Annotated in this window: 22 protein-coding genes; 7 read left to right on the plus strand and 15 right to left on the minus strand. The window is 71.0% G+C overall.

What is annotated here, in order from left to right:
* Nucleotides 1-6 precede the first annotated feature (6 nt).
* The 4 genes from ABZ956_RS21385 to ABZ956_RS21400 form a co-directional block, all read right to left on the minus strand.
* The gene (locus ABZ956_RS21385) at nucleotides 7-987 is read right to left on the minus strand and encodes a lytic polysaccharide monooxygenase (protein ID WP_361895823.1); all 981 of its coding nucleotides are present in this window, start codon (nucleotides 985-987) and stop codon (nucleotides 7-9) included.
* Between the two features lie 142 nt (nucleotides 988-1129).
* Nucleotides 1130-2623 carry a cellulose binding domain-containing protein gene (locus tag ABZ956_RS21390; RefSeq protein WP_361895826.1) on the minus strand — a complete coding sequence of 498 codons (1494 nt, stop codon included), beginning with the start codon at nucleotides 2621-2623 and terminating at the stop codon, nucleotides 1130-1132.
* Between the two features lie 196 nt (nucleotides 2624-2819).
* Entirely contained in the window at nucleotides 2820-4301 is a 1482-nt protein-coding gene (locus ABZ956_RS21395; RefSeq protein ID WP_361895829.1) for a HAMP domain-containing sensor histidine kinase, read from the minus strand.
* Nucleotides 4298-5038: a response regulator transcription factor gene (locus tag ABZ956_RS21400; RefSeq protein ID WP_361895831.1), complete on the minus strand. Its 741-nt coding sequence runs from the start codon at nucleotides 5036-5038 to the stop codon at nucleotides 4298-4300. Before ABZ956_RS21400 ends, ABZ956_RS21395 begins: the two co-directional genes overlap by 4 nt.
* A gap of 33 nt (nucleotides 5039-5071) precedes the next feature.
* On the opposite strand from ABZ956_RS21400, the gene ABZ956_RS21405 reads away from it, so the two are divergent.
* A complete protein-coding gene (locus ABZ956_RS21405) occupies nucleotides 5072-5614 on the plus strand; it encodes a hypothetical protein (protein WP_361895834.1) in 543 nt (180 codons plus the stop codon).
* A 123-nt stretch (nucleotides 5615-5737) separates the two neighbouring features.
* Entirely contained in the window at nucleotides 5738-6394 is a 657-nt protein-coding gene (locus ABZ956_RS21410; RefSeq protein ID WP_361895837.1) for a hypothetical protein, read from the plus strand.
* Nucleotides 6395-6436: 42 nt separating this feature from the next.
* Here ABZ956_RS21410 and ABZ956_RS21415 read toward each other — a convergent pair whose 3' ends face one another.
* Together ABZ956_RS21415 and ABZ956_RS21420 are read right to left on the minus strand one after the other, a co-directional pair.
* Entirely contained in the window at nucleotides 6437-6943 is a 507-nt protein-coding gene (locus ABZ956_RS21415; RefSeq protein WP_361895839.1) for a GNAT family N-acetyltransferase, read from the minus strand.
* Nucleotides 6944-7114: 171 nt separating this feature from the next.
* A complete protein-coding gene (locus ABZ956_RS21420; RefSeq protein ID WP_361895842.1) occupies nucleotides 7115-7489 on the minus strand; it encodes a cupin domain-containing protein in 375 nt (124 codons plus the stop codon).
* Nucleotides 7490-7594: 105 nt separating this feature from the next.
* On the opposite strand from ABZ956_RS21420, the gene ABZ956_RS21425 reads away from it, so the two are divergent.
* Nucleotides 7595-8035, plus strand: coding sequence for a MarR family winged helix-turn-helix transcriptional regulator (locus ABZ956_RS21425; protein ID WP_361895845.1), 441 nt, complete (start codon nucleotides 7595-7597; stop codon nucleotides 8033-8035).
* Between the two features lie 48 nt (nucleotides 8036-8083).
* Here ABZ956_RS21425 and ABZ956_RS21430 read toward each other — a convergent pair whose 3' ends face one another.
* Both ABZ956_RS21430 and ABZ956_RS21435 read right to left on the minus strand, forming a co-directional pair.
* Nucleotides 8084-8551: a hypothetical protein gene (locus ABZ956_RS21430; RefSeq protein WP_361895847.1), complete on the minus strand. Its 468-nt coding sequence runs from the start codon at nucleotides 8549-8551 to the stop codon at nucleotides 8084-8086.
* Nucleotides 8552-8680: 129 nt separating this feature from the next.
* Complete coding sequence (locus ABZ956_RS21435; RefSeq protein WP_361895850.1) at nucleotides 8681-9670, minus strand: helix-turn-helix domain-containing protein; 990 nt, start codon at nucleotides 9668-9670, stop codon at nucleotides 8681-8683.
* A 101-nt stretch (nucleotides 9671-9771) separates the two neighbouring features.
* Here ABZ956_RS21435 and ABZ956_RS21440 point away from each other — a divergent pair, with 101 nt between their 5' ends.
* Nucleotides 9772-10485 (plus strand): HD domain-containing protein, encoded by a 714-nt coding sequence (locus ABZ956_RS21440; RefSeq protein WP_361895853.1) that lies wholly within the window; start codon nucleotides 9772-9774, stop codon nucleotides 10483-10485.
* A gap of 8 nt (nucleotides 10486-10493) precedes the next feature.
* On the opposite strand, the gene ABZ956_RS21445 is transcribed toward ABZ956_RS21440, so the two are convergent.
* A complete protein-coding gene (locus tag ABZ956_RS21445; protein ID WP_361895856.1) occupies nucleotides 10494-11039 on the minus strand; it encodes a hypothetical protein in 546 nt (181 codons plus the stop codon).
* A 208-nt stretch (nucleotides 11040-11247) separates the two neighbouring features.
* On the opposite strand from ABZ956_RS21445, the gene ABZ956_RS21450 reads away from it, so the two are divergent.
* The gene (locus ABZ956_RS21450) at nucleotides 11248-11634 is read left to right on the plus strand and encodes a hypothetical protein (RefSeq protein WP_361895859.1); all 387 of its coding nucleotides are present in this window, start codon (nucleotides 11248-11250) and stop codon (nucleotides 11632-11634) included.
* A 21-nt stretch (nucleotides 11635-11655) separates the two neighbouring features.
* On the opposite strand, the gene ABZ956_RS21455 is transcribed toward ABZ956_RS21450, so the two are convergent.
* A complete protein-coding gene (locus tag ABZ956_RS21455; protein ID WP_361895862.1) occupies nucleotides 11656-11949 on the minus strand; it encodes a hypothetical protein in 294 nt (97 codons plus the stop codon).
* 305 nt (nucleotides 11950-12254) lie between these two features.
* Between ABZ956_RS21455 and ABZ956_RS21460 the strand changes: the two genes are divergently transcribed.
* Nucleotides 12255-13871: a hypothetical protein gene (locus tag ABZ956_RS21460; protein ID WP_361895864.1), complete on the plus strand. Its 1617-nt coding sequence runs from the start codon at nucleotides 12255-12257 to the stop codon at nucleotides 13869-13871.
* Nucleotides 13872-14398: 527 nt separating this feature from the next.
* Nucleotides 14399-14581, plus strand: coding sequence for a hypothetical protein (locus ABZ956_RS21465; protein WP_361895867.1), 183 nt, complete (start codon nucleotides 14399-14401; stop codon nucleotides 14579-14581).
* A 358-nt stretch (nucleotides 14582-14939) separates the two neighbouring features.
* Here the strand turns inward: ABZ956_RS21465 and ABZ956_RS21470 are convergent, their stop codons facing one another.
* The 5 genes from ABZ956_RS21470 to ABZ956_RS21490 all read right to left on the minus strand — a co-directional run bounded on the left by ABZ956_RS21470 (nucleotide 14940) and on the right by ABZ956_RS21490 (nucleotide 18907).
* Nucleotides 14940-15260, minus strand: a complete 321-nt coding sequence (locus ABZ956_RS21470; protein ID WP_361895870.1) for a hypothetical protein — start codon at nucleotides 15258-15260, stop codon at nucleotides 14940-14942.
* Nucleotides 15261-15412: 152 nt separating this feature from the next.
* Complete coding sequence (locus ABZ956_RS21475; protein WP_361895872.1) at nucleotides 15413-15862, minus strand: DUF523 domain-containing protein; 450 nt, start codon at nucleotides 15860-15862, stop codon at nucleotides 15413-15415.
* 90 nt (nucleotides 15863-15952) lie between these two features.
* A complete protein-coding gene (locus tag ABZ956_RS21480) occupies nucleotides 15953-16804 on the minus strand; it encodes a methyltransferase domain-containing protein (RefSeq protein ID WP_361895875.1) in 852 nt (283 codons plus the stop codon).
* A gap of 207 nt (nucleotides 16805-17011) precedes the next feature.
* Nucleotides 17012-17443: a hypothetical protein gene (locus ABZ956_RS21485; protein WP_361895877.1), complete on the minus strand. Its 432-nt coding sequence runs from the start codon at nucleotides 17441-17443 to the stop codon at nucleotides 17012-17014.
* Nucleotides 17444-17650: 207 nt separating this feature from the next.
* A complete protein-coding gene (locus ABZ956_RS21490) occupies nucleotides 17651-18907 on the minus strand; it encodes a DUF1266 domain-containing protein (protein ID WP_361895880.1) in 1257 nt (418 codons plus the stop codon).
* Nucleotides 18908-18959 lie beyond the last annotated feature (52 nt).

Below are 18959 nucleotides of genomic sequence, written 5' to 3' on the forward strand. Positions count from 1 at the left end.
CCTGCCTCAGGCGCGGTTCCGGAGGGCGCGTCGCCGCATGACCAGCAGCAGGATGGCGGAACCGGCTGCCAGGATTCCGGCGCCCCCGACGGCCAGCACCGTCGTGCGGCTGTCGCCGCCCGTCTCCGCGAGATGCCCGCCCTGGGCGGCCGGGGCGTTGGCGGCCTTCGCCGCCGAGTGCGGCTCGTGCCCGTCCCGGACGTGCCCGCCCTCGCCATGACCGTCCCCACCGTCCCCACCGTCCCCACCGTGTCCGCCGTGGTCGACCGTCGACTTGGCGGCCGATTCGGCGATCTGCTCGTCGCTGGGAGCGGCCGCCGCGGCCGCTGCCAGTGTCTTCGTCGCCGGGGCCTTCCCGCCGAGGTCCACGTCGGAGCAGGTGTAGAAGGCCTCAGGGCTGTCCGAGCGCTGCCAGATGCTGTAGACGAGGTGACGGCCGGACCGCTTCGGGACCGTGCCGTCGAAGATGTAGCTGCCCTCCTTCAGCGTGGGGTTGGTGACCTTGGCGAACGGCTTCGCCTCCAGGTCCGTCCACTTCAGCGGCTTCTTCGGGTCGTAGCCCTCCTTCGTGATGTACAGCTCGAACGTGCCGCGGTGCGGGGCGGTCGCCCGGTAACGGAAGGTGTGCTTTCCGGCGGCCAGTCGCGTACCCGGCCAGTCGGCGCGAGGCATGTCCAGGCCCTTGTACTTGGCGCGGCCGGCACTGCACAGCTTGCCGTCCGGGATGATCTGGCGGTGGCGGCCGGCGGCGTCGCCGATGTTGACCTCGTTCCAGTCGTAGAGCGGCTGGGTGCCGCCTGCGGCGACCATCGCCTTGCAGGCGGCCGTCCGCGGATGCTCGGGGCCTTCCGCGAAACAGGCGGACACCCGGCTGACGGGATCCGTCAACGAGCCGTGTGCCGTGGCCGGTCCGGCGGTCAACGCGGTGAGGGCGAGGGGGGCGACGCCGAGCAGGGACACTCGCAGGGCCTTGTGACGCATGTGCATGGGGGTCTCCTAGTGGGTGAGGGGGGTGGCCCCGCACGCCGGCCGTGTGGTGGGGGGTGCCGTGCGTGCGGGGCGGTGTGGGGGGTGCGTGGGGGTATGGAGGGGCTGCGTGGGGGGGGGTGTGCGTGTGGGGGGAAGCTCGTCAGCTGCGGCCGGCCGCCGCGAAGGCCTTCGTGAACGCGAACTCGTCCTGCAGGATCGAACTACAGGTCGCGGAAGCGGAGTTCTGGGCACCGCCCGGGCACTGCTTGTCGCGCGCGGCGGACCACATCGACAGCCAGCCGATGCCCTTGGACCGGGCGAACGTCACCAGCTGGGCCGCGTCGTCCACCTGGAAGACCTCGACGGCCACGTCGTTGACACCGATCATCGGGGTGACCGCCACGGCCTTCCACGCGGCCTGGTCGCTCAGCCCCAGCACGCCCTTGACCTGCGCCTGGGTGGCGGTGGCCGCGTCGATCGCGTACTGACCCATGTCGCCGTTGAAGGACGATCCGTAGTCCATCGCCATGATGTTGACGGCGGATATGGCCACGCCGTTCCTCTTCGCGTTCTCGACCAGCTTGACGCCGTCCTGGGTGAGACCCGTGGGCATCACCGGCAGGGTGAAGGACACATCGAGGCCCGGGTGCTTCTTCTGGAGCAGGGCGATGGCCTGGGCCCGGCGCGTGTTGGCGGCCGTGTCGGGCAACGCGCTTCCTTCGATGTCGAAGTCGACCTTGGTGAGCTTGTACGCGTCCACGACCTTGCCGTACGCGGCTGCGAGCTCATCGGCAGAGGAGCAGGCGAGCCCCAGCTCGGCGCCGGCCGCGCCGCCGAAGGAGACCCGTACGTCGCCGCCCGCCTCCCGCAGCGGGGCGATCTGCTGGGCCACGGGGTTGCTGCCGAGGTCGCTCACGCCGCCCCACTTGGGGGTGCAACCGCCCCCGGAGGTGATGAAGGCCAGGTTGAAGTTCTTGACGCCGGTCTTCTTGGCGGTGCCCAGAAGGTCGTAGGCGGGGTGGAGGACGGTGTCGACGTACGGGGCGAACGCGGCGCTCTTGCCGCCCGGAGCCGGCGAGCTCGCGGACGGGCCCGGCCGGGACGGCTCCGACGACGGCTTGGAGGTCGGCTTGGACGACGGTGTGGAGGTCGGTCCGGACGTCGGACCTGATGTCGGATCGGAGGTCGGGGCGGTGGGCCGGGGGCGGTCGGGGGACTCGCCCAGGGAACACGTGCCGTTGTCGATCCGGCAGGCGACCGGCCCGCCGGCCCTCCCGTCGCCGGCGGCGACGAATCCGACGGTCACGGACTTGCCCGGGGCGATCGTCCCGTTCCAGCTCTCCGGTGCGACGGTGACGCTCCGGCCGTCGACCGTGTGCTTGCCGTTCCACAGCGAGGAGATCTTCGTGCCTTCCGGGAGCTCGAACGTCAGCTTCCAGCCCGACAGCTCCTTGGCCGTGCCGTTCGTGACCACGAACTGCCCGGTGTAGCCGCCCGCCCAGGAGTTGGTCCGGGAGAAGGCCGCGCCGACCGACGCGGCGCTTGCCGTGCCGGTGATGGTGAACGCGGCGCCTGCCGCCAGCACAACGGAGATGCCGACGCCGGTCAGCTTCGCCTTACGGCTCACTCGTCGACGATGTGCGGAGGAACCCATCGCGTACCTGCCTGTCGTGTGTTGGGGGGTGACGCGGCAGCACGCTAGCGGGAGCGAAACGGACCAATCGCCGAATCGTGAGCCCGGCCCCGCTATTTATGGCGGACTTAAGAAACGCATGGGTGACGGTTAAAGAAGCGGGGCCGCTTCCGGGAGAAACGTCCCGGGCGGACGGGAGTTGGCGGGGCCGGTCCGCTCAGGAGCCCGCACGGCCCGCCCCTCCTCCCGTACGGCGCCGCACGCCCACGCGACGGATCCCGCGGCGCCGTTCACCCCGTCGCTGCTTGTTTCCCCGTTCCAGCGAGAGCCACACCCGTATCTCGGTTCCGCCGAGCACCGACCGTCCGATCCGTACGTCGCCGCCGGTGGACTCCGCGACCCGGCGCACGATGTCCAGGCCGAGGCCGGTGGAGCCGGGGCCGCCGGCGCCATGGCCGCGACGCAGCGCGGCATCCGGGTCCGTGATGCCCGGGCCCGCGTCGGAGACGAGCACGATCACGGCGTCCTCGCTGTGATGCACATCCACCGCGAACGCGGTGCCCTCGGGGGTGTGCCGGAAGACGTTGCCGAGCATCGCGTCCAGTGCGGCGACGAGTTCGGGGCGGGCGACGGGGACCCGTACGGTCGCGTCGACACCGGCGAGCCCTACCGTGCGCCCCTCGTCCTCGGCGAGCGCGGACCAGAAGGCCATCCGGTCACGGATCACTTCACAGGCGTCGCAGCCGAGCGTGGGGCGCTCCTTGCGCTCGCCTTGTTCACGGGCCGTGCGGATCAGCTGGTCGATCTCGCGTTCCAGCTGGGCGACGGCGGCCCGGGTCTGGTCGGCGGCCGGGCCGTCGCCGAGCGAGGCGGCGTTGAGACGGAGGACGGTGAGCGGGGTGCGCAGCCGGTGCGAGAGGTCGGCGGCCAGCTCCCGTTCGTTGGAGAGGAGCTGCACGATCTTGTCGGCCATGGTGTTGAACGCGACGGCCGCGGCGCGCAGTTCCGCCGGGCCGTCCTCGCGTACGCGCACGCCCAGCTTCCCCTCCCCCAGCTCGGCGGCGGCCTCGGCGAGCCGCTGCGCCGGGCGGACCAGGCGCAGGCCGAGGCGGTCCGCGGTGGCGAGGGAGCCGAGGATCAGCCCGAGGCCCACGCCGGCGAGGATCACCCAGGACGTGGTGACGCCGTTGGTGACCGCGCGGTGCGGCACGTACACCTCGACGACCGCGAACTCACCGGTGCTCAGGGCCGTCGGCTGGAGCAGGGCGTAGCCGCCGGGCACGGAGGTGACGGCGGAGCGGCCACGGCGGGCTGTCTCCACGTCGCGTGGGGCGGCCCGGCGCCGGCCGATGTCGTACGCCTCATACGCCTCATACGCCTGATGCGCCTCGTGTGCGTCAGGCGCCTCGGGCGCGTCGGCCGTATCAGCCGTCCTTCCGGGCCGGGTGCCGGCGTGGCCGGGTACGTGGACGGCCATGCGTCCGTCGCCGCCGGCCTGCGAGCTGGCGACCGCCCGTTCGAGCTGGTCGCGGTCGGTGGTGATGGCGAGCGCGGGCCGGATCTGGGCCGCCTGGCGCTCGGCGTCGGCGAAGGCGCGGTCCCGGGCCAGTTCCTTGACCACCAGGCCGAGCGGCACGGCGAAGGCCAGCACCACCATCACCGTGACGGCCAGCGAAACCCTGATGAGCGCCCATCTCACGCCTGCTCCAGGAAGGCCGGCGGAGGCGTCGAAGGCGGCCCCTGGGGAGGCTCCAGCTTCACCCCCACCCCGCGGACGGTGTGCAGATAGCGCGGCTTGGCGGCGGTCTCGCCCAGCTTGCGGCGCAACCAGGACAAGTGCACGTCGATGGTCTGGTCCTCGCCGTAGGACTGCTGCCATACCTCGGCGAGGAGTTCCTTGCGGGGGACGACGACGCCCGGCCTGCCGGCCAGGTAGGCGAGCAGGTCGAACTCACGGCGCGTCAGGTCAAGGGCGGTTCCGTCAAGTTCCGCCAGCCGGCGCAACGGGTCGACCGACAGGCCGCCGACCCGCAGCACCGTCGGCGGCAGCGGTTCGCCCGCGGCGCCGCCGCCCCTGCCGGCCCTGCGCAGCACGGCGGCCATGCGCGCGGTCAGGTGTGCCACGGAGAACGGCTTGACCAGGTAGTCGTCGGCTCCGTCGGTGAGCAGCCGGATGATCTCCGCTTCGTCGTCCCGCGCGGTGGCCACGATGACGGGGACGTCGGTGATGCCGCGCAGCATCTTCAGCGCCTGCGCCCCGTCGAGATCGGGCAGTCCCAGGTCGAGGATGACCAGGTCGAAGCCGACCTGGGCCACTTCGCGCAGCGCCTCGAGGGCGGTTCCGACGCTGCGTACGGTGTGCGAAGCCTCGGTCAGCTGCCGGATGAGGGCGGAGCGCACGAACGGGTCGTCCTCGACTACGAGCAGTCTTGCCATGGCCCGCACCGTACGCCATTCGGGTGAGGCACTATGAGCCAGGTGAGGCGAGGAATCATGCAGGCCCTGGCGTGGGCGCTGGCGACCGCGGTCGCCATGGCGGTGTCCTGGTACGGGGTACGTACCGTTCTGGCCGGCACGGCCTACGAGCCACCGCGCGCCCTGCCGATCTCCGGTGGCGCGGCGCCGACTTCAGGCGGGTCGGCCTCCTCGACCCACGGGCCGCAGCCGTCGCCGTCTCCCGCACGGCCGGGTGCCGGGACCCCGTCCGCGACCCGCGCACCACTACCCACCCCACCCGCCCTCGGTACCGGGGCCGTACAGGGCGCCGACGCCCAACCGCCGTCGGCTGCGGGCGAGGTGAAGAGCTATCCGGTCCGGGGCGGGCGAGCGGTCTTCGATCTCGGCGAGAGCTCGGCCACGCTCGTTTCGGCGACGCCGGACGAGGGTTGGCAGATGCGGGTGTGGAAGCAGAGCGCCTGGATCCGGGTGGACTTCGTGGCCGGCACAAAGACCACCTCGGTGTTCGTCACCTGGAACGGCCACCCGCCCCAGGTCCAGACGGTGGAGAGCTGACGCCTGGGGGACGGGGCGCCGCCGGCCCCGGTCGTCCTCGGGGAGGCCGGTAGGTGACCTCGACACATGGCGGGGCCGGCGTGACACTTCCCGCGATGCTTCGTCCGAGAAGGGAGCTCCAGCGTGATTCACCTCAGTGAGACCCTGGCCCTGCAGACCGTCGAGGACTTCCTCGACGCGGATGACCTCGCCCGGCTGGTCAAGATCATGGACGCCGAGCTGGCCGCCACCGGCTGGAAACCCCGCTCACCGGCTGACGTGGTCCTGGCTCCGGCCCAGGCACAGGAGATCCTGCAGGCCGCCACCGTCCGCGCGATCCCGGTCCTGCGACGGGTCCTCCCCTCGGTCACGACGCATGCGCCGTGGGCGTACACAGAGCTGACGCCCGGACAGGATGTTCCCGCTCACATCGACGGCATCCCCGACCCCGCCGTCCGGCCGCGCCGGCTGGGGCGCATCGGCGTGGTCCTCGACGGTCCGGGCGGGGGCGGCGAGTTCTACGTCGAAACCACCTCCAGCCCCGCCATCTGGTCGGGGCAGGCGGTCGGGGAGAGCGAGGGATACGCGCCGGGTACCACACTGACCCATCGGCTGCCGCATGACCGCGCCCACCACTCCACCCCGGAGTGGCTGCGCGATGCCGTCCGCACCCGTTGGGTCGCCCACACCCCGCCCGGCGTCGCCGTCGCCTACGGAGCCCAGGTCCTCCACGGCGTACTGCCCGTCCACGCCGGCCGGTTGCGCAAGTTCGTCACCGACCTCACCGACGCCCCCGCCTGAACCCGCGCGTCAGCCATACAGGGTCGGGCCCGTTCCGGCTGGTCACCGTGCGAGGTCCTGAAGGATTGCGCTCAGGTCCCGGGTGTAACGCGTCCCCGGACGGCCGTCCAGCAGGATCTCACCGGTGGGCACGAATCCGGTGCGGGCCAGTACGGCCCGCGATCCGGGGTTGTCGAGCGTCGTCACGGCCCGCAGCGCGGTCAGCCCGTACTGCTCCGCGGCAAGGACACAGACCCGTCGTACGGCGGTCGTCGCGAGACCCTGACCGGCGGCCTTCTCGGCGATCCGGTACCCGAGCTCAGCCGAACCGTCCGCCACATCGATCAGATTGACCCGCCCCACCACCTCACCCTCGCTGCCCACCAGGACGTGGAAGAAGTGCAGACCGGCGGCCTGCTCGGCGAGCAGGGCGGCGTGCCGGGCGGCGAAGTCGGTGAAGTAGTCGTCGCCGCGGTCGGGTATCGACGCCGCGAAGTAGGCCCGGTTCTCCCACTCGAACGCGAGCAGGGCCGGGGCGTGATCGAGGCGCAGAGGCTGAAGTTCGGGCATGGGAGAACGTTACGTGTACGCACACGGGCCCCCGGCGGGCCAGGCACCGGGCCCTCTCCACTCGGGGCCACCGGCATCGAGCTGACGTAGTTCGGGCTCCACCAGCGCGCACTGTCAGCGGAGTACGCGCTGGTGGGCACGCCGGGGGGTACCGGTACCCCCCGGCGGTCCCTAGTTGGCCCAGGGCGGCGTGAGGGTGCTGCCGTCGCTCAGCTCGGCGCTGAGCCCGACGCGCGTGGTGACCCACATGGACGCGGGCTCGTCGGTGGTGTTGGCCACCGCCAGCGCGGAGCCCGCCGGGGCCACCGCGGCGTCGCCGGCACCGAGTTCGGCGGTCTCGCCGTCGATGGTGAGCCGCAGCCGGCCGGACAGAACGTAGAAGGCCTCCTCGTGGCTGATCACGTGCGGCTGCGCCACCGTTCCGGCCGGGATCTCGCCGCGCCAGGCCGCAAGGTCCCGGCTGCCGGTGGCAGGCCTGACGTAGGAAGTGAAGCGGACGCCGTGTATCTCGTGGACGGCGGCTTCGTTGCTGCGGATGAAAGGCATGTCGGGCTCCCCGTATGACGTAGGGGACGTCATGGACGTCGATAGGACCTATAGACAAGTTGCTTGCCCATATAGACAAGCAACTTGACCAGTTATAGTCAAGCCATGGATGACGCCCTGGCCCTCCCCGCGCTCGTGCTCGCCCTCTCCGGACAGCTGGTCCAGAAGATCCATGCGCGCGTGTCCCAGGAGGGGTTCGAGGACCTGCGCCCCGCGCACGGCTTCGCCTTCGCCCGCATCTCCTTCGGCGATGCCACCACCGCCGATCTGGCCGAGCACCTGGGGGTCACCAAGCAGGCCGCCGCCCAGCTGGTCGAGGAACTGGTCCGCAAGGGTTACGTGCTGCGCCTCCCCCACCCCCACGACGCCCGCGCCAGACTCCTGGGACTGACCGAGACCGGCTGGGCCGCCACCCGTGCCGCCGACCAGGCGGCACGGGCAGCGGTCGCACCATGGCGAGAGGCACTGGGCGAAGAGCGCTTCAAAGAGCTCGTCGCCGACCTGACCCGGCTCGCACCGCACGGTCCGATCCGCCCCGCATGGTGAGCCGGGACCGGCACCGGACGCCGCACCTACGTCAGCCCATTACGGCGGTCAGTTGATGGACAGCCAGGGAGAGTAGACCCGCGGTTCGGGGTAGATGAACTTGCGGGTCTCGCCGTCGTAACGGGCGTTCTGCAACTGTATGTTCCCGCCCTCGCGCATGTTGTAGTTGCACTGGGCCCACTTGCCGGCGGTCAGCTTGTTGCGGCAACCGCCGGAGCGGCCGTAGTCGGTCCGCCACAGGCCCACCGCGGACTTCCCGTCGGCCTTGGTGTCCTTGACGTAGACCTTGTCACCCGCCTTGTCGAAGCACGTGATGACGCCGGTGCTGGCGATGCAGGGCAGTGCCGCCGTGACCGCTTCGGCGTTCTCGCTGCTGACCACACTGTCGTCGACCTCAATCCCCTCGACGTTTTCCGCGAACGCCTGCCCGCTGAAGGCCGTGACCGACACGACCAGTGCGGCGATGCCGATCCCGGCGGACGACAGCGACTTCTTCCAGTGCGTGCTTCTCGACATCTTCCCAACCCCTTCGCGATGGATCGCCCACCCGTGGACGGGTGGGCGATCGAGCTTCCCGATGCGCACACCGTACGCGCAAGCGAACAGCGTGCGCAAGGGTCGTGGCTTCGCCGCTCGAAGTCGCCGTCAGGAGCGTTGCGAGGGGACGGGTGGTTCGTCGGGGCGTCGTCGACGGAAGGCGGTGCGGTAGGCGTGAGGGGAGGTGCCGGTGTGGCGGGTGAAGTGGTGGCGCAGGGTGGTGGGTGAGCCGAAACCGGTGCGGTCGGCGATGTGTGTGACGGGCAGGTCGGTGGTTTCCAGGAGTTGCTGGGCGCGGTGGATGCGGGCACGCAGGAGCCACTGCAGGGGCGTGGTGCCCGTCTGGGTGCGGAAGTGGCGGTTGAGGGTACGGACGCTGATCCTGGCGTGGTCCGCGATGTCGGCGAGGGTGAGGGGCCGGTGGAGGTGGTTCTCCATCCAGCGCAGCACCGGCTGGAGCGCTGTGGGGTCGGTGGGGGGCAGCGGGTGTTCGATGTACTGGGCCTGGCCGCCGTCGCGTTGGAGCGGCATGACGGTCCGGCGGGCGGTGGCGGCGGCGAGGTCCGCGCCGAGGTCGCGGCGTACCAGGTGCAGGCACAGGTCGAGTCCGGCGGCCACGCCGGCTGAGGTGATCAGGGTGCCGTGGTCGACGAACAGCACGGCGGGATCGACGTCGATGTGAGGGTGACGGCGGGCCAGTTCGGCGGCGTACTGCCAGTGTGTGGTGGCGCGGTGGCCGTCCAGCAGGCCGGTGGCGGCCAGGGTGAAGGCGCCCACGCACACCGAGGCCAGGCGCGCCCCTCGGGCCGCCGCCTGTTGCAGCGCCTCGGTGACCGCGGGGTGCGGCGGGCCCAGGAAGCCGGCATGGGCCGGGATGACGATGGTGTCGGCTCCTTCCAGGCCGTCGAGGTCGTGGGGGGTGTGCATCTGGAAGACGCCGTGTTCGGGGGAGGTGGTCACGCTACGGCCCGGGGCGCAGATCCGGACCTCGTAGTGCGGGCTGCCGGCGGCTTGGTTGGCGGTGCCGAAGACCTGGCCGGGGAGGGAGAGCTCGAAGGGGACGACGCCGTCGGGCGCGAGAACAGCCACCACAGTCATGGCCAGAACTTAGCGCAGGTCGTCATTACGGCCACTGGGCCGGGGTCGCGGAAGGCCGCAGGATCGGGGAAGTCGTTGCTGATCGCGAGGGAGTTCCCGCCGTGACCCATGCCCTGCCCGCCCTGTCCGCCCTGCCCGCCGCATACGAGGCTTTCGACCTGCCGCACACGCAGCTGGCCGTCCACGCGCTGCGCTTCGCCGAGGAGGCGGAGTCCCCGCTCATCTTCCGGCACAGCGTGCGCAGCTACCTCTTCGCCCGGGAGCTCGCCGGCCATCACGGTATGAAGGCCGGGGTGGACTTCGACGACGAGCTGGTGTTCCTGGGCTGCGTCCTGCACGACCTGGGCCTGTCCGAACAGGGCAACGGGGACCAGCGGTTCGAGGTGGACGGCGCCGACCTTGCCGCCCGCTTCCTGCGCGACCACGGTGCCGATGAGCAGACGGTGGCGGTGGTGTGGGACGCGATCGCCCTGCACACCTCGGAGGGGATCGCCTCCCGCAAGGGTCCGGAGATCGCGCTGACCCATGCGGGCATCTCCGCGGACGTCCTGGGCAGCGACAAGGACCTCCTGCCCGACGGGTTCGCCGACCGCGTGCACGCCGCCTTCCCCCGCGAGGACCTCGCCTTCGCCATGACCGACCTGATCGTCCAGCAGGCGCTGGCCAATCCCGCCAAGGCCGGCCCTCTCAGCTTCCCCGGCCAACTCGTGCGCCGGCACCTGCCGCAGGACGCCCTGCCCGACTGGTACGACCTGATCGCCCAGGCCGGCTGGGGCGACCGGCCCACCACCGCCCGCCCGACCACCGCGCGTTAGACCTTCACCTACCCTCGGCGGTTCGCGGGGCGGTGACGGCGGTAGTAGGACACGGTGACGGCGGCGAGGAGCGGGCCCCAGAGGATCAGTGGTTGGTAGAGGATGCCCACGACGAGGTTTCCGGCGGCCGTCATGTCGTCGTGCGGGTAGGTCCACCACCGGACGACGTCGGCCCAGAGCGCGGTCATGGCCACCGCGCCGAGAGCGGCGGGAACGACGGCCGCCATGGGGCGCACTTTTCGCCCTCCGATCAGCGGTATCCACCGGGGCACGACCTCGCCCCACGGGCGTACCAGGCCGACCGTGAGGAAGGCCGCGAGCTCACAGACGACGCTGAGCGCCAGCATCCAGACCTTCGCGCCGACCGTCTGGAAGTCCTCGAAGCCGGCTTCGGTGTAGCCGGCCGGGTATCCGAGCACCAGGGCGATGCGCCAGAGCCCGCTCGGCAGGACCACCCACGGTGTCAGGCGTGCGGCCCGGACCGCCCAGCGGGGCGGCGGCGCCACGGGGGTGACGGTGGTGCTGGCGGTGGGTGCGCTCGTATCGATGCTCATGTCGATCATCGTCGCGCGCGGTCCGACCGGCCGCGTCCACCTGTGCGGTCGACCCGGGCGGCCGTGGGAACGAGGTTGGGACGGTGGCCTCCCCCGTGCGGGGGAGGCCACCGTCGTTCCCGAGGCGAGGCGTAACTGGTGATCTTTCCGTGCGTTGCTCCATCCGGGCTCCATGTGGCGGGGCCCAGGAAGAACGAGGTCGCTCACCATGCACGACACCATCAAGAAGATCATCACGGGGATCGCGACAACAGCGGCGGCGCTCGGCTGCCTCGTCGCCGCAGGACCGCCCGCGTCAGCGGCGGGCAAGTGGTGCAACAACTCGGTCTGTATCGAGACCTACGACCACGGAACCTACCTGGGCAGGGTGGAGGTGTCGGTCGTCAACACCAATCAGCCGCACCGCATCAGCGCCCGGGTGTGGACCACCAACGGCTGGAGCGCCAGGACCAAGACGGAGGACGTCGCATCCTTCAGGACGTACCGGGACCAGGTCTATCCCCAACGGCACTTCCCGGCCGGTACGCGGCTCTGCGCGGAAGGCTTCCGCGGCGGGGCGAGCGTGGGCCTGCCCTGCGTCACCCTCACCAACTGAGGCACCGCCCGACGGCGCGCCCTAGGGCACGGAACGGCGCGCGGTCAGCTTCTTGATGGCCCACCCCGTGACGGCGAGCGCGGTGCCGGAGCCGAGACCCGCGACGAACCCGGGCAGCGAGGCGCGCAGGACCCCGTCGACGGTCAGGTCGGGAGGCTGGGTGCCCGGCGCTACGGGGTGGGCGGCGCCGGGGGATGCCGGGCTCGCGGAGGCCGAGGGGGACGCGGGCGCCTCATGGGCCTGGGCCGTGCCGGCGGGTGCCATGGCGATGAAGACGGCGAGGAGGGCCGCGTGAGGGCGGGCACGGTAGCTCACCGGCGCTGTTTTGTGGCGGGTTTGGGCGTGACGGACGTGCCGGGTGTGCCGCTTCTTAGGATGCATGGTGCCCCTTGGGGGGTATGGACCGGGCCGCCGCCCCCTGCTGCCCAGCTGGTCCGCGGCGGCCCGGTCGTATCGGAGCCGGCGGCGGTGTCACCGTCGGCTCCTACCAGGACACACCCTGGCAAGGAGTGGCTTACGTGCTCTTACGAGTGAATGGTTGTCACATCACCGCCGCTGGGGCCCGTGTGATGTCAGCATCGTGATTCTCTGAACGTTCTGACAGCAGGGAGCCTTCGGCCATGCCCGTTCAGACCTCGGCTGAGCAGGGGCCCGGCGGCGCTCTGCTCGGCCTGCGCGACGCGGTGCGCGCGCTGCACAAAGAGGCGGGCGAGCCGTCATACCGCGTCATCGCCAGCAGCATCGGCTGCAACGAGGCGCGGACGGCGACAGCGTCGCACAACACCGTCGGCGACGTGCTCACCGGTAAGCGGCTCACCCGCTTGGAGACCCTCAAGCTCGTGGTCCTCCAGCTGCACAAGGACAGCAAGGACCCGCGACCGCCTGACGTGGTCTGGCCCCCCTTCGAAGCACTGTGGCGCGAGGCGAAACAGGAGAGGGACCACCTCGTTCTCCCCGAACCGGTGCGGGCGTTCACCACCGCACTGCGCGGCGCGGTGATCGGCCCGCTGGGCGGGGACTTCGACGAGATCAGCGAACGGCTGGGCGCGCCGGCGGCGTCGTCCAGTGACGACGCCGCGGTGCCCGCCGCCGCGCTGAAGGCGATCTGCGAAGGCACCCGCGTGCCCGGACGGCGCGAGCTCGAATGCCTCCTGGACCTGCTGGACCAAGACGGCCGGGGGCTCCAGCCCGAGGCCCGGCAGGCGCTGATGGTGTCCTATTACGACATGCTCCGCGCCTGCGCCCCGCACCGGTACGCGGACTGCATGCTGCGCGACGAATGCGACGCCCAGCGTCAGTTCCGCGGCATTCTCGAGGACCGGCTGCACGCTCTCGAGCACCGGCGGGAACGGGAGCGCGAGGCGGAGCCGGAGCCGGAGCCGGAACCACGGGAGACCGAGGAGGAGTGTGCCGCTCCCACCCGTCGTCCGCGGCTCGACGCGTGGCTGGTCAAGGACGAGCTCGATCTGGAGCGCCGGCGGACCCGGGCCCTGCGGGCGAATCTGGCCCGCCAGCAAGAGCACATCACCCGCCAGCAAGAGCACATCAAGAGCCTCAAGGGGAAGCTGTCCGAGACCGAGGAAGCGGCCTCAAGGGCACGCAAGGACACGGCGGACGCCCAGAGTCTGGTGCTCGACATGCGCGGCCAGCGTGACGAACTCAAGCGCAAGAACGCCGAGCAGGCGGCGCTGCTCGAGGTCTCGGCCACCATGGCCTTCGCGGCCGAGCACGACCCCCCGCCCGTCATCCCGAGCGTCCCCATGACGGACTGGGACGTCACCTCTTGGGGCGATTACGTCCAGTGGGACGTGTACGACAGCCACTCTTGTCCCTACCCGGTCGTGGACAGCTACCTCATGCAAAGCGTCCCGCCCGAGGGAAGGACGCCGGACGGCTACGCCCTCCACTCCTTCGAATACCCGCTGTACCCACCGTCCTCGTGGTCGCCCGCGGCCCCGCCCGACGGAGCGCCGCCCGAAGGCACCCTGGCGACCGCGCTGCCCAGCCACACCGGCGTCGCGACCTTCCCCTCGCTGTCAGCGACCTTCGCCGATGCGAATGTGACAGCGCACCCGGAGCAGGGACGCATCCCCGCCGCGACGTCAGCGACATCAGTGGCATCAGCCGAAGCCGTTACGCCGGCGCCCGAGGTGCCGGTCCCCCGGCCGAAGGGGCCGCTCCGGCTCCTTCGGGCAGTCTTCCGATCCGGCAGCGGGCGGCACGCTCGACGGAAGTAGCGGACAGGGGCCTGCGGGCCCTGCCTCGGCCCCGGTCGGTAGGACCGTAGGCCCGGGCCATGGTCGGGCCCGACCGCGACCGGCCCGGCGTGCTCTTCGTCGACGGCCGTGAAGCGTCCACCGGCGGCGCCCTCACCCCGACCGGGGCAGCCGAACGCCGACCGCCAACTCACCGAAGGACGGCTGGCCGTCAATGGCACAAAGTGGCGGGGACGGGGATCAATTACGACCACACTCGCGCCCGGTTTTGGGGATTTTTTGTTCGTTCGGGCAACGCTGCCCTTTGCGGTTCGTCATGTTGGCGTATCGAAGTCTTGGCCCGGTAGCGTCCTGGGAAACGAGAAAGCCCTGGCCGGCCGTCAACCAGTGCCAGGGCCTCTCTCTCCCTGTTCATCTCGATCCTGGAGGGTGCTGTGCCTCCTGACCGCACACTGCGACAGGCCGTTTCCGGCGCTGTGGCGCATTGGGCCGACGGTAACATCCCGCGCCGTGGCTCCGGCCAAACCTGGCAAGTCCGTTACCTGACGTTGAGCCTTCAGCAAGCGGTATTCCTGGCGCTGCTCGTGATCGGCCTGGTGCTCGTCTTCTCACCCGACGCCTTCGCCTCGGCGGCGGTCACGGCCGCGGCACCGGCTCCGGCCGTGGCCGTGACCGTGCTGGTGTACGTGGACCGTTCCTGCCCGCGGTGCCGACGTCCGCACGACACGTAGGGCGCATTCGCCGCCGGGCCGGACGGGAGGGGAACGCCGGCCCGGCGGTAACCACCGCCCTGCCCCCGCAGACGACCCTGCCGCCGGTGACGTAACCCGCAGGTACAGCAAGCACCCCGAAAGGGCTACCCCCGAGATGAAGAACGGTGCGGGCTCCACGGCGACCTGCCACAACCCGGCCTGCTCCAGCCCCTTGGAGCCCTCCACCAGGTCGGGCAGGCCGAGAAAGTACTGCAGCGACACCTGCCGTAGGGCCTATTACAGGACCGGTACGACCCGCAGGACGTCGCCTGACGCCGAGCGCCACGACCACTACGTCCAGCAGATCCTCGACGAACTCGGACAGCGCGTCGACCGTTTACGCGACCTCGCGCACGCCGACCGCACCGGGCTCACCGGAGCGGACTCCCTGCGCTCCCAGACGCTCGCGCTGCTCAAGGGCTCCGCGGAGATCAGCAAGGACATCCAGGACCTGGACGCCGCCATCGCCCAGCAGGCCCGCGACCGGGGCATCAAGGTCGTCGACATCGCCGCGGCCCGTAACATCTCCGCCGACAAAGTCAGCCGTGACTGGCCGGCCGACAGCATCGACCGCCGTATGAACCAGCGCCAGCAACGCCGCCACAGCAGCAGCAGCAGCAACATGCACAACAACGCCGACGCCCACGACCTGACGCACGAGAGCCTGTACCTCCCCGGCCGGTACCTCCCCGGCGAGGGGCTCTACCCGGACCTTTCGGGGCACGGTCACGACTCGACCGAAGGCCCGCCCGGGCCGCTCGTACACCAGCGCTCCCCCACCGCACGCCGGTTCGCTCGCTGCCGCCGGGCTCACACTCCGGGCGCGGGCCGCACCGCGATCCCGTTCCGCTCGAACAGCGCCGCGGTCACACCGTCGCCCGGCACCAGCTCCCCGGCGAACGACCCGTCGTACACCGCGCCCCGCCCGCACGACGGGCTGCGCGGCATCAACAGCGCCTCCGTGCAGCCCGCATGCCGCGCCGCCGCGAGGGCTCGCCGCGCTCCGTCCACGAACTCCGCCGTCACATCGCGCCCGGTGTCCTCGACGACCCGCGCCGTCCCGTCGAGCACGTCATGCCCATCGCCGCCCACCAGTTCCGCGGGCCGCCGCGGTGTGGCGAGCCCACCGGCCACCTCCGGGCAGAAGGACACGACATGACGTCCGGCTACCGCCTCCGCAATGTCCGACGACGTCTTGTGACGCCCGTCGTACCGGCACGGCACTCCGCGCAGACACGCGCTGACCAGTATCGCTTCCATCCCGCCAGGCTAGCCGGGCGCGGCCCGCGGGTGCTCAGCCAGAGGGCGGAACTCGCGCAGCGGTAGCCGGCGCGACCGCGCAGGGCGCGCCTACACGGGGCGGCGGCCGCTGAAGATGCCCCAGCGGAGTTTTCGGCTGCGGGCGGCTGCTGCCCATAGGGGGAGGTTGTCGAGCAGGTGGTCGACGTAGTCCGGGCTGATGATGGCGCGGAGCTCGGCTTCCCGGCGGGCGGTTTCGTGGGTCAGTTGGTCGTAGTGGACGGGCAGTTGGTCGCTGTGATCGTCGAAGTCGACGTGGTCGAGGCCGAGCCGGGCGAGCTCGCGGAGGTAGAAGGCGGGGGTCGCCAGCTCGTCCACGCCGAGGCGGGACACCACCGGGTGGAGCGACTGGGCGGACGCGTCCTCGGCGGCCATGAGGTCGGTGAAGGCCAGGACGCCGCCGGGTTTGAGGACCCGTACGGCCTCGCCCAGCACGCGGGCCCGGTCGTCGCTGTGGCAGAAGGCTTCCAGGGAGCACACGGCGTCGAAGTGCCCGTCCGGGTACGGAATGTCGTGAAAGGAGCCGGTGACGACCTCGATGTGGCTGTCGAGACCGCGCTCGGCGTTGGTCCTGCGGTGGCGCTCGTTCTGGGCCTCGCTGAGGTTGAGTGCGACGACGCGGCAGCCGAAGCGGGCGGCCAGGTGGCGGGCGGTCCCGCCGTATCCGGATCCGAGGTCCGCCACGGACCGTCCGGGGCCCAGGCGGTCCACCATCCGGTCCGCCAGCCGCTCGACGGTGCGCCGGGAGGCGTCCGCGATCGGCTCCTCCGGGCGGGCGTAGATGCCGGTGTGGATGTCGTCGCCGCCCCACACGGCATCGTAGAAGGCGTCGACGTCACCGGTTTCGTAGTAGCGGCGTGTCGTGTCCTCGGTGGTGCCGGATGCGGCGCCGTCATGGTTCACGCGTACTCCCTCGCTCGTCGCCCGATCGACCTCGTGGGTCGTGGACCCCATTGGTCCACTTGGGCAAGCCTCGCCGCGTACGCAACAGCAATCACAGTGACCAATCGGCCATTGTCCGGTGGTCATGAGCGGAGCCGAAGAGCGAAAGCAGCAGCGGTGGCGCCGTCGCGGCTCTTCGTCCTCGGCTCCGGCCGTTCGGCGGCGGGGTCAGGCGGCCCAGTGGCCGGTGGACTTGGCGTCCGACCTGAAGGAGAACACGAAACGGCTGCCGTTCAGCACGCTACGCGCCACAGTGGTCCACTTTCCCGCCTTGGCGAGGGTCCAGTGGTCCTGGTTGCAGAGCCATCCACCCGAGCTCTTCCAGAAGCACACCGCTACGTAGCGGTCGGTGTTCGTCTTTATGTTGATGTCGGCGCAGTTCGCCGTGGTGGTGAGCGTGGAGGCGCCGTTGTCGGGGTAGAAGTCCTGGCCCTTGGGCTTGGAGTACGCCTTCGCGCTGCCGTAGCAGGACTGCACCGCGTCCTGGCTCCGGGAATCGGCCTCGGTCGCGCCGGCGGCGGCCGACCCTCCGATGAGGGTGCCGGCGGCGAGCGCGAGCACGGCCGCGGTCGAGACGAGTCGTCTGGCGTTCCTCTGCATGATCCGGATTCCTTTCGGTCAGGAAATACCGTCCCCCCGTCGATCATGGCGAAGTCACCGTGCTCGGCCCGGAGCGCGCACGGGCCTATCGGACGGAGGATGCGCCGCCGCCCATGATGGTTTTCCCCTCGTGGACAGTCGAGACAAGGGAACGCATTGGCGAATTCCTGTCCGTGGTGTGACGCGTCGGCGAGCGGCGGCCGCGGCTCAGGTACGGCTGCGGAACGGCACCGTCAGCCACGGGCTCTCCGGGTCGGTCGTCAGTGCCCGGTGGGCATCGAGGACCGTCGTGTACCAGCGGCCGAACTTCTCCTCGTCGAAGTGCAGGCACCGTCCGAGTACGTAGCCGGCGGAGAACTCCTCCCACGAGTCGTACGCCGACTGTGCGGCGCCGGCCGCGCGTTCGAGTGCCGTGTGCATCTCGGCCTCGGTGGCGTACCGGGCGCCCCGGCCCCAGCGGGCCATCTTGGAGCCGCGGCCGATGTCCCAGGCCGCGATGGTGCGCACGAAGCCGTCGGGCGGCAGGAGGCCGTCGGCGCGGAAGCGCGCCTCGTAGCGCAGCACCTTGCCGACCAGGGCGCGCAGATGGGTCACGAACTCGTCGAAGTCGCGGTCGTCGGTGGCGGTGCCCGTCTCCTGCGCGCGCTCGCGCAGCGTCAGCTCCACCTGGTCGCGCCATTGCGCGGGATCGACGCGACCGCCCCGCGCGCTGATCAGCGCGGTCCGCGCCCCCAGGACGAAGTCCCAGTACCAGGGGCTCACGTCCTGGCCGAGAAGCCGCTCTTGCGTGCTGAGCCAGTCCTCGCGTCCGTGCACACCCCAGTCGTCGGCGATCCGCTCGACCTCGCCCCGGTAGCCCATGCCGTGCCAGTGCGGGGTGTTCCACGCGTCGCCGTTGCGGAAGCACAGGTGCGCTCCGCAGGCGAGGCCGCGCAGCAGGGGGCCGGGGGCGGGGGCACCGGTGCGCCGGGTGACCACACGGTCCATCAACGCGTCCGGCGAGAACAGCTCGTGGTGCAGTTCGAGCCAGGTGTCCCGTTCGTCGTCGCTTGCCAGGAAGTACTGCTCACAGGGGGTGGCCGCGTTGACCGCGAGGATCTCCACCTCCTCGGGCAGGATGTGCGCGAGCGCGCCGAGGGTCGTGTGCTCGTAGACGAGGAACGGATGGGGCCGCGGCAGCAGGCCGGCGGTGTAGACCTGCGCGATGGTGCGACCGTCGGGCGTCTCGTTGGTCAGCATGGGGTACGTGTGCTCACCGGCCGCCCGCGCCTCGTCGAGGCGCACCGGGTAGTACACGCCCTCGATGGCGAGGGTGCGCAGGTAGGCGTACGCGTTGTCCGCCCGGCTGAGCTTGTACAGCTGCTGTTCCAGGTCGGTGGGCGCCTGCCAGTGCCCGCCGTCCGCCGGGGCCGGGACGACCGGGAAGAACTCGTCGTGGAGCTCGTCCTCGGCTGCCGTGTGCATGGGGTTCCTTTCGTTCCGGTCCCGGCCTGGTTCCGGCCTCGAGATCGCTGCG

It is taken from the genome of Streptomyces sp. NPDC046261 (assembly GCF_040646235.1).
Lineage (GTDB): Bacteria > Actinomycetota > Actinomycetes > Streptomycetales > Streptomycetaceae > Streptomyces.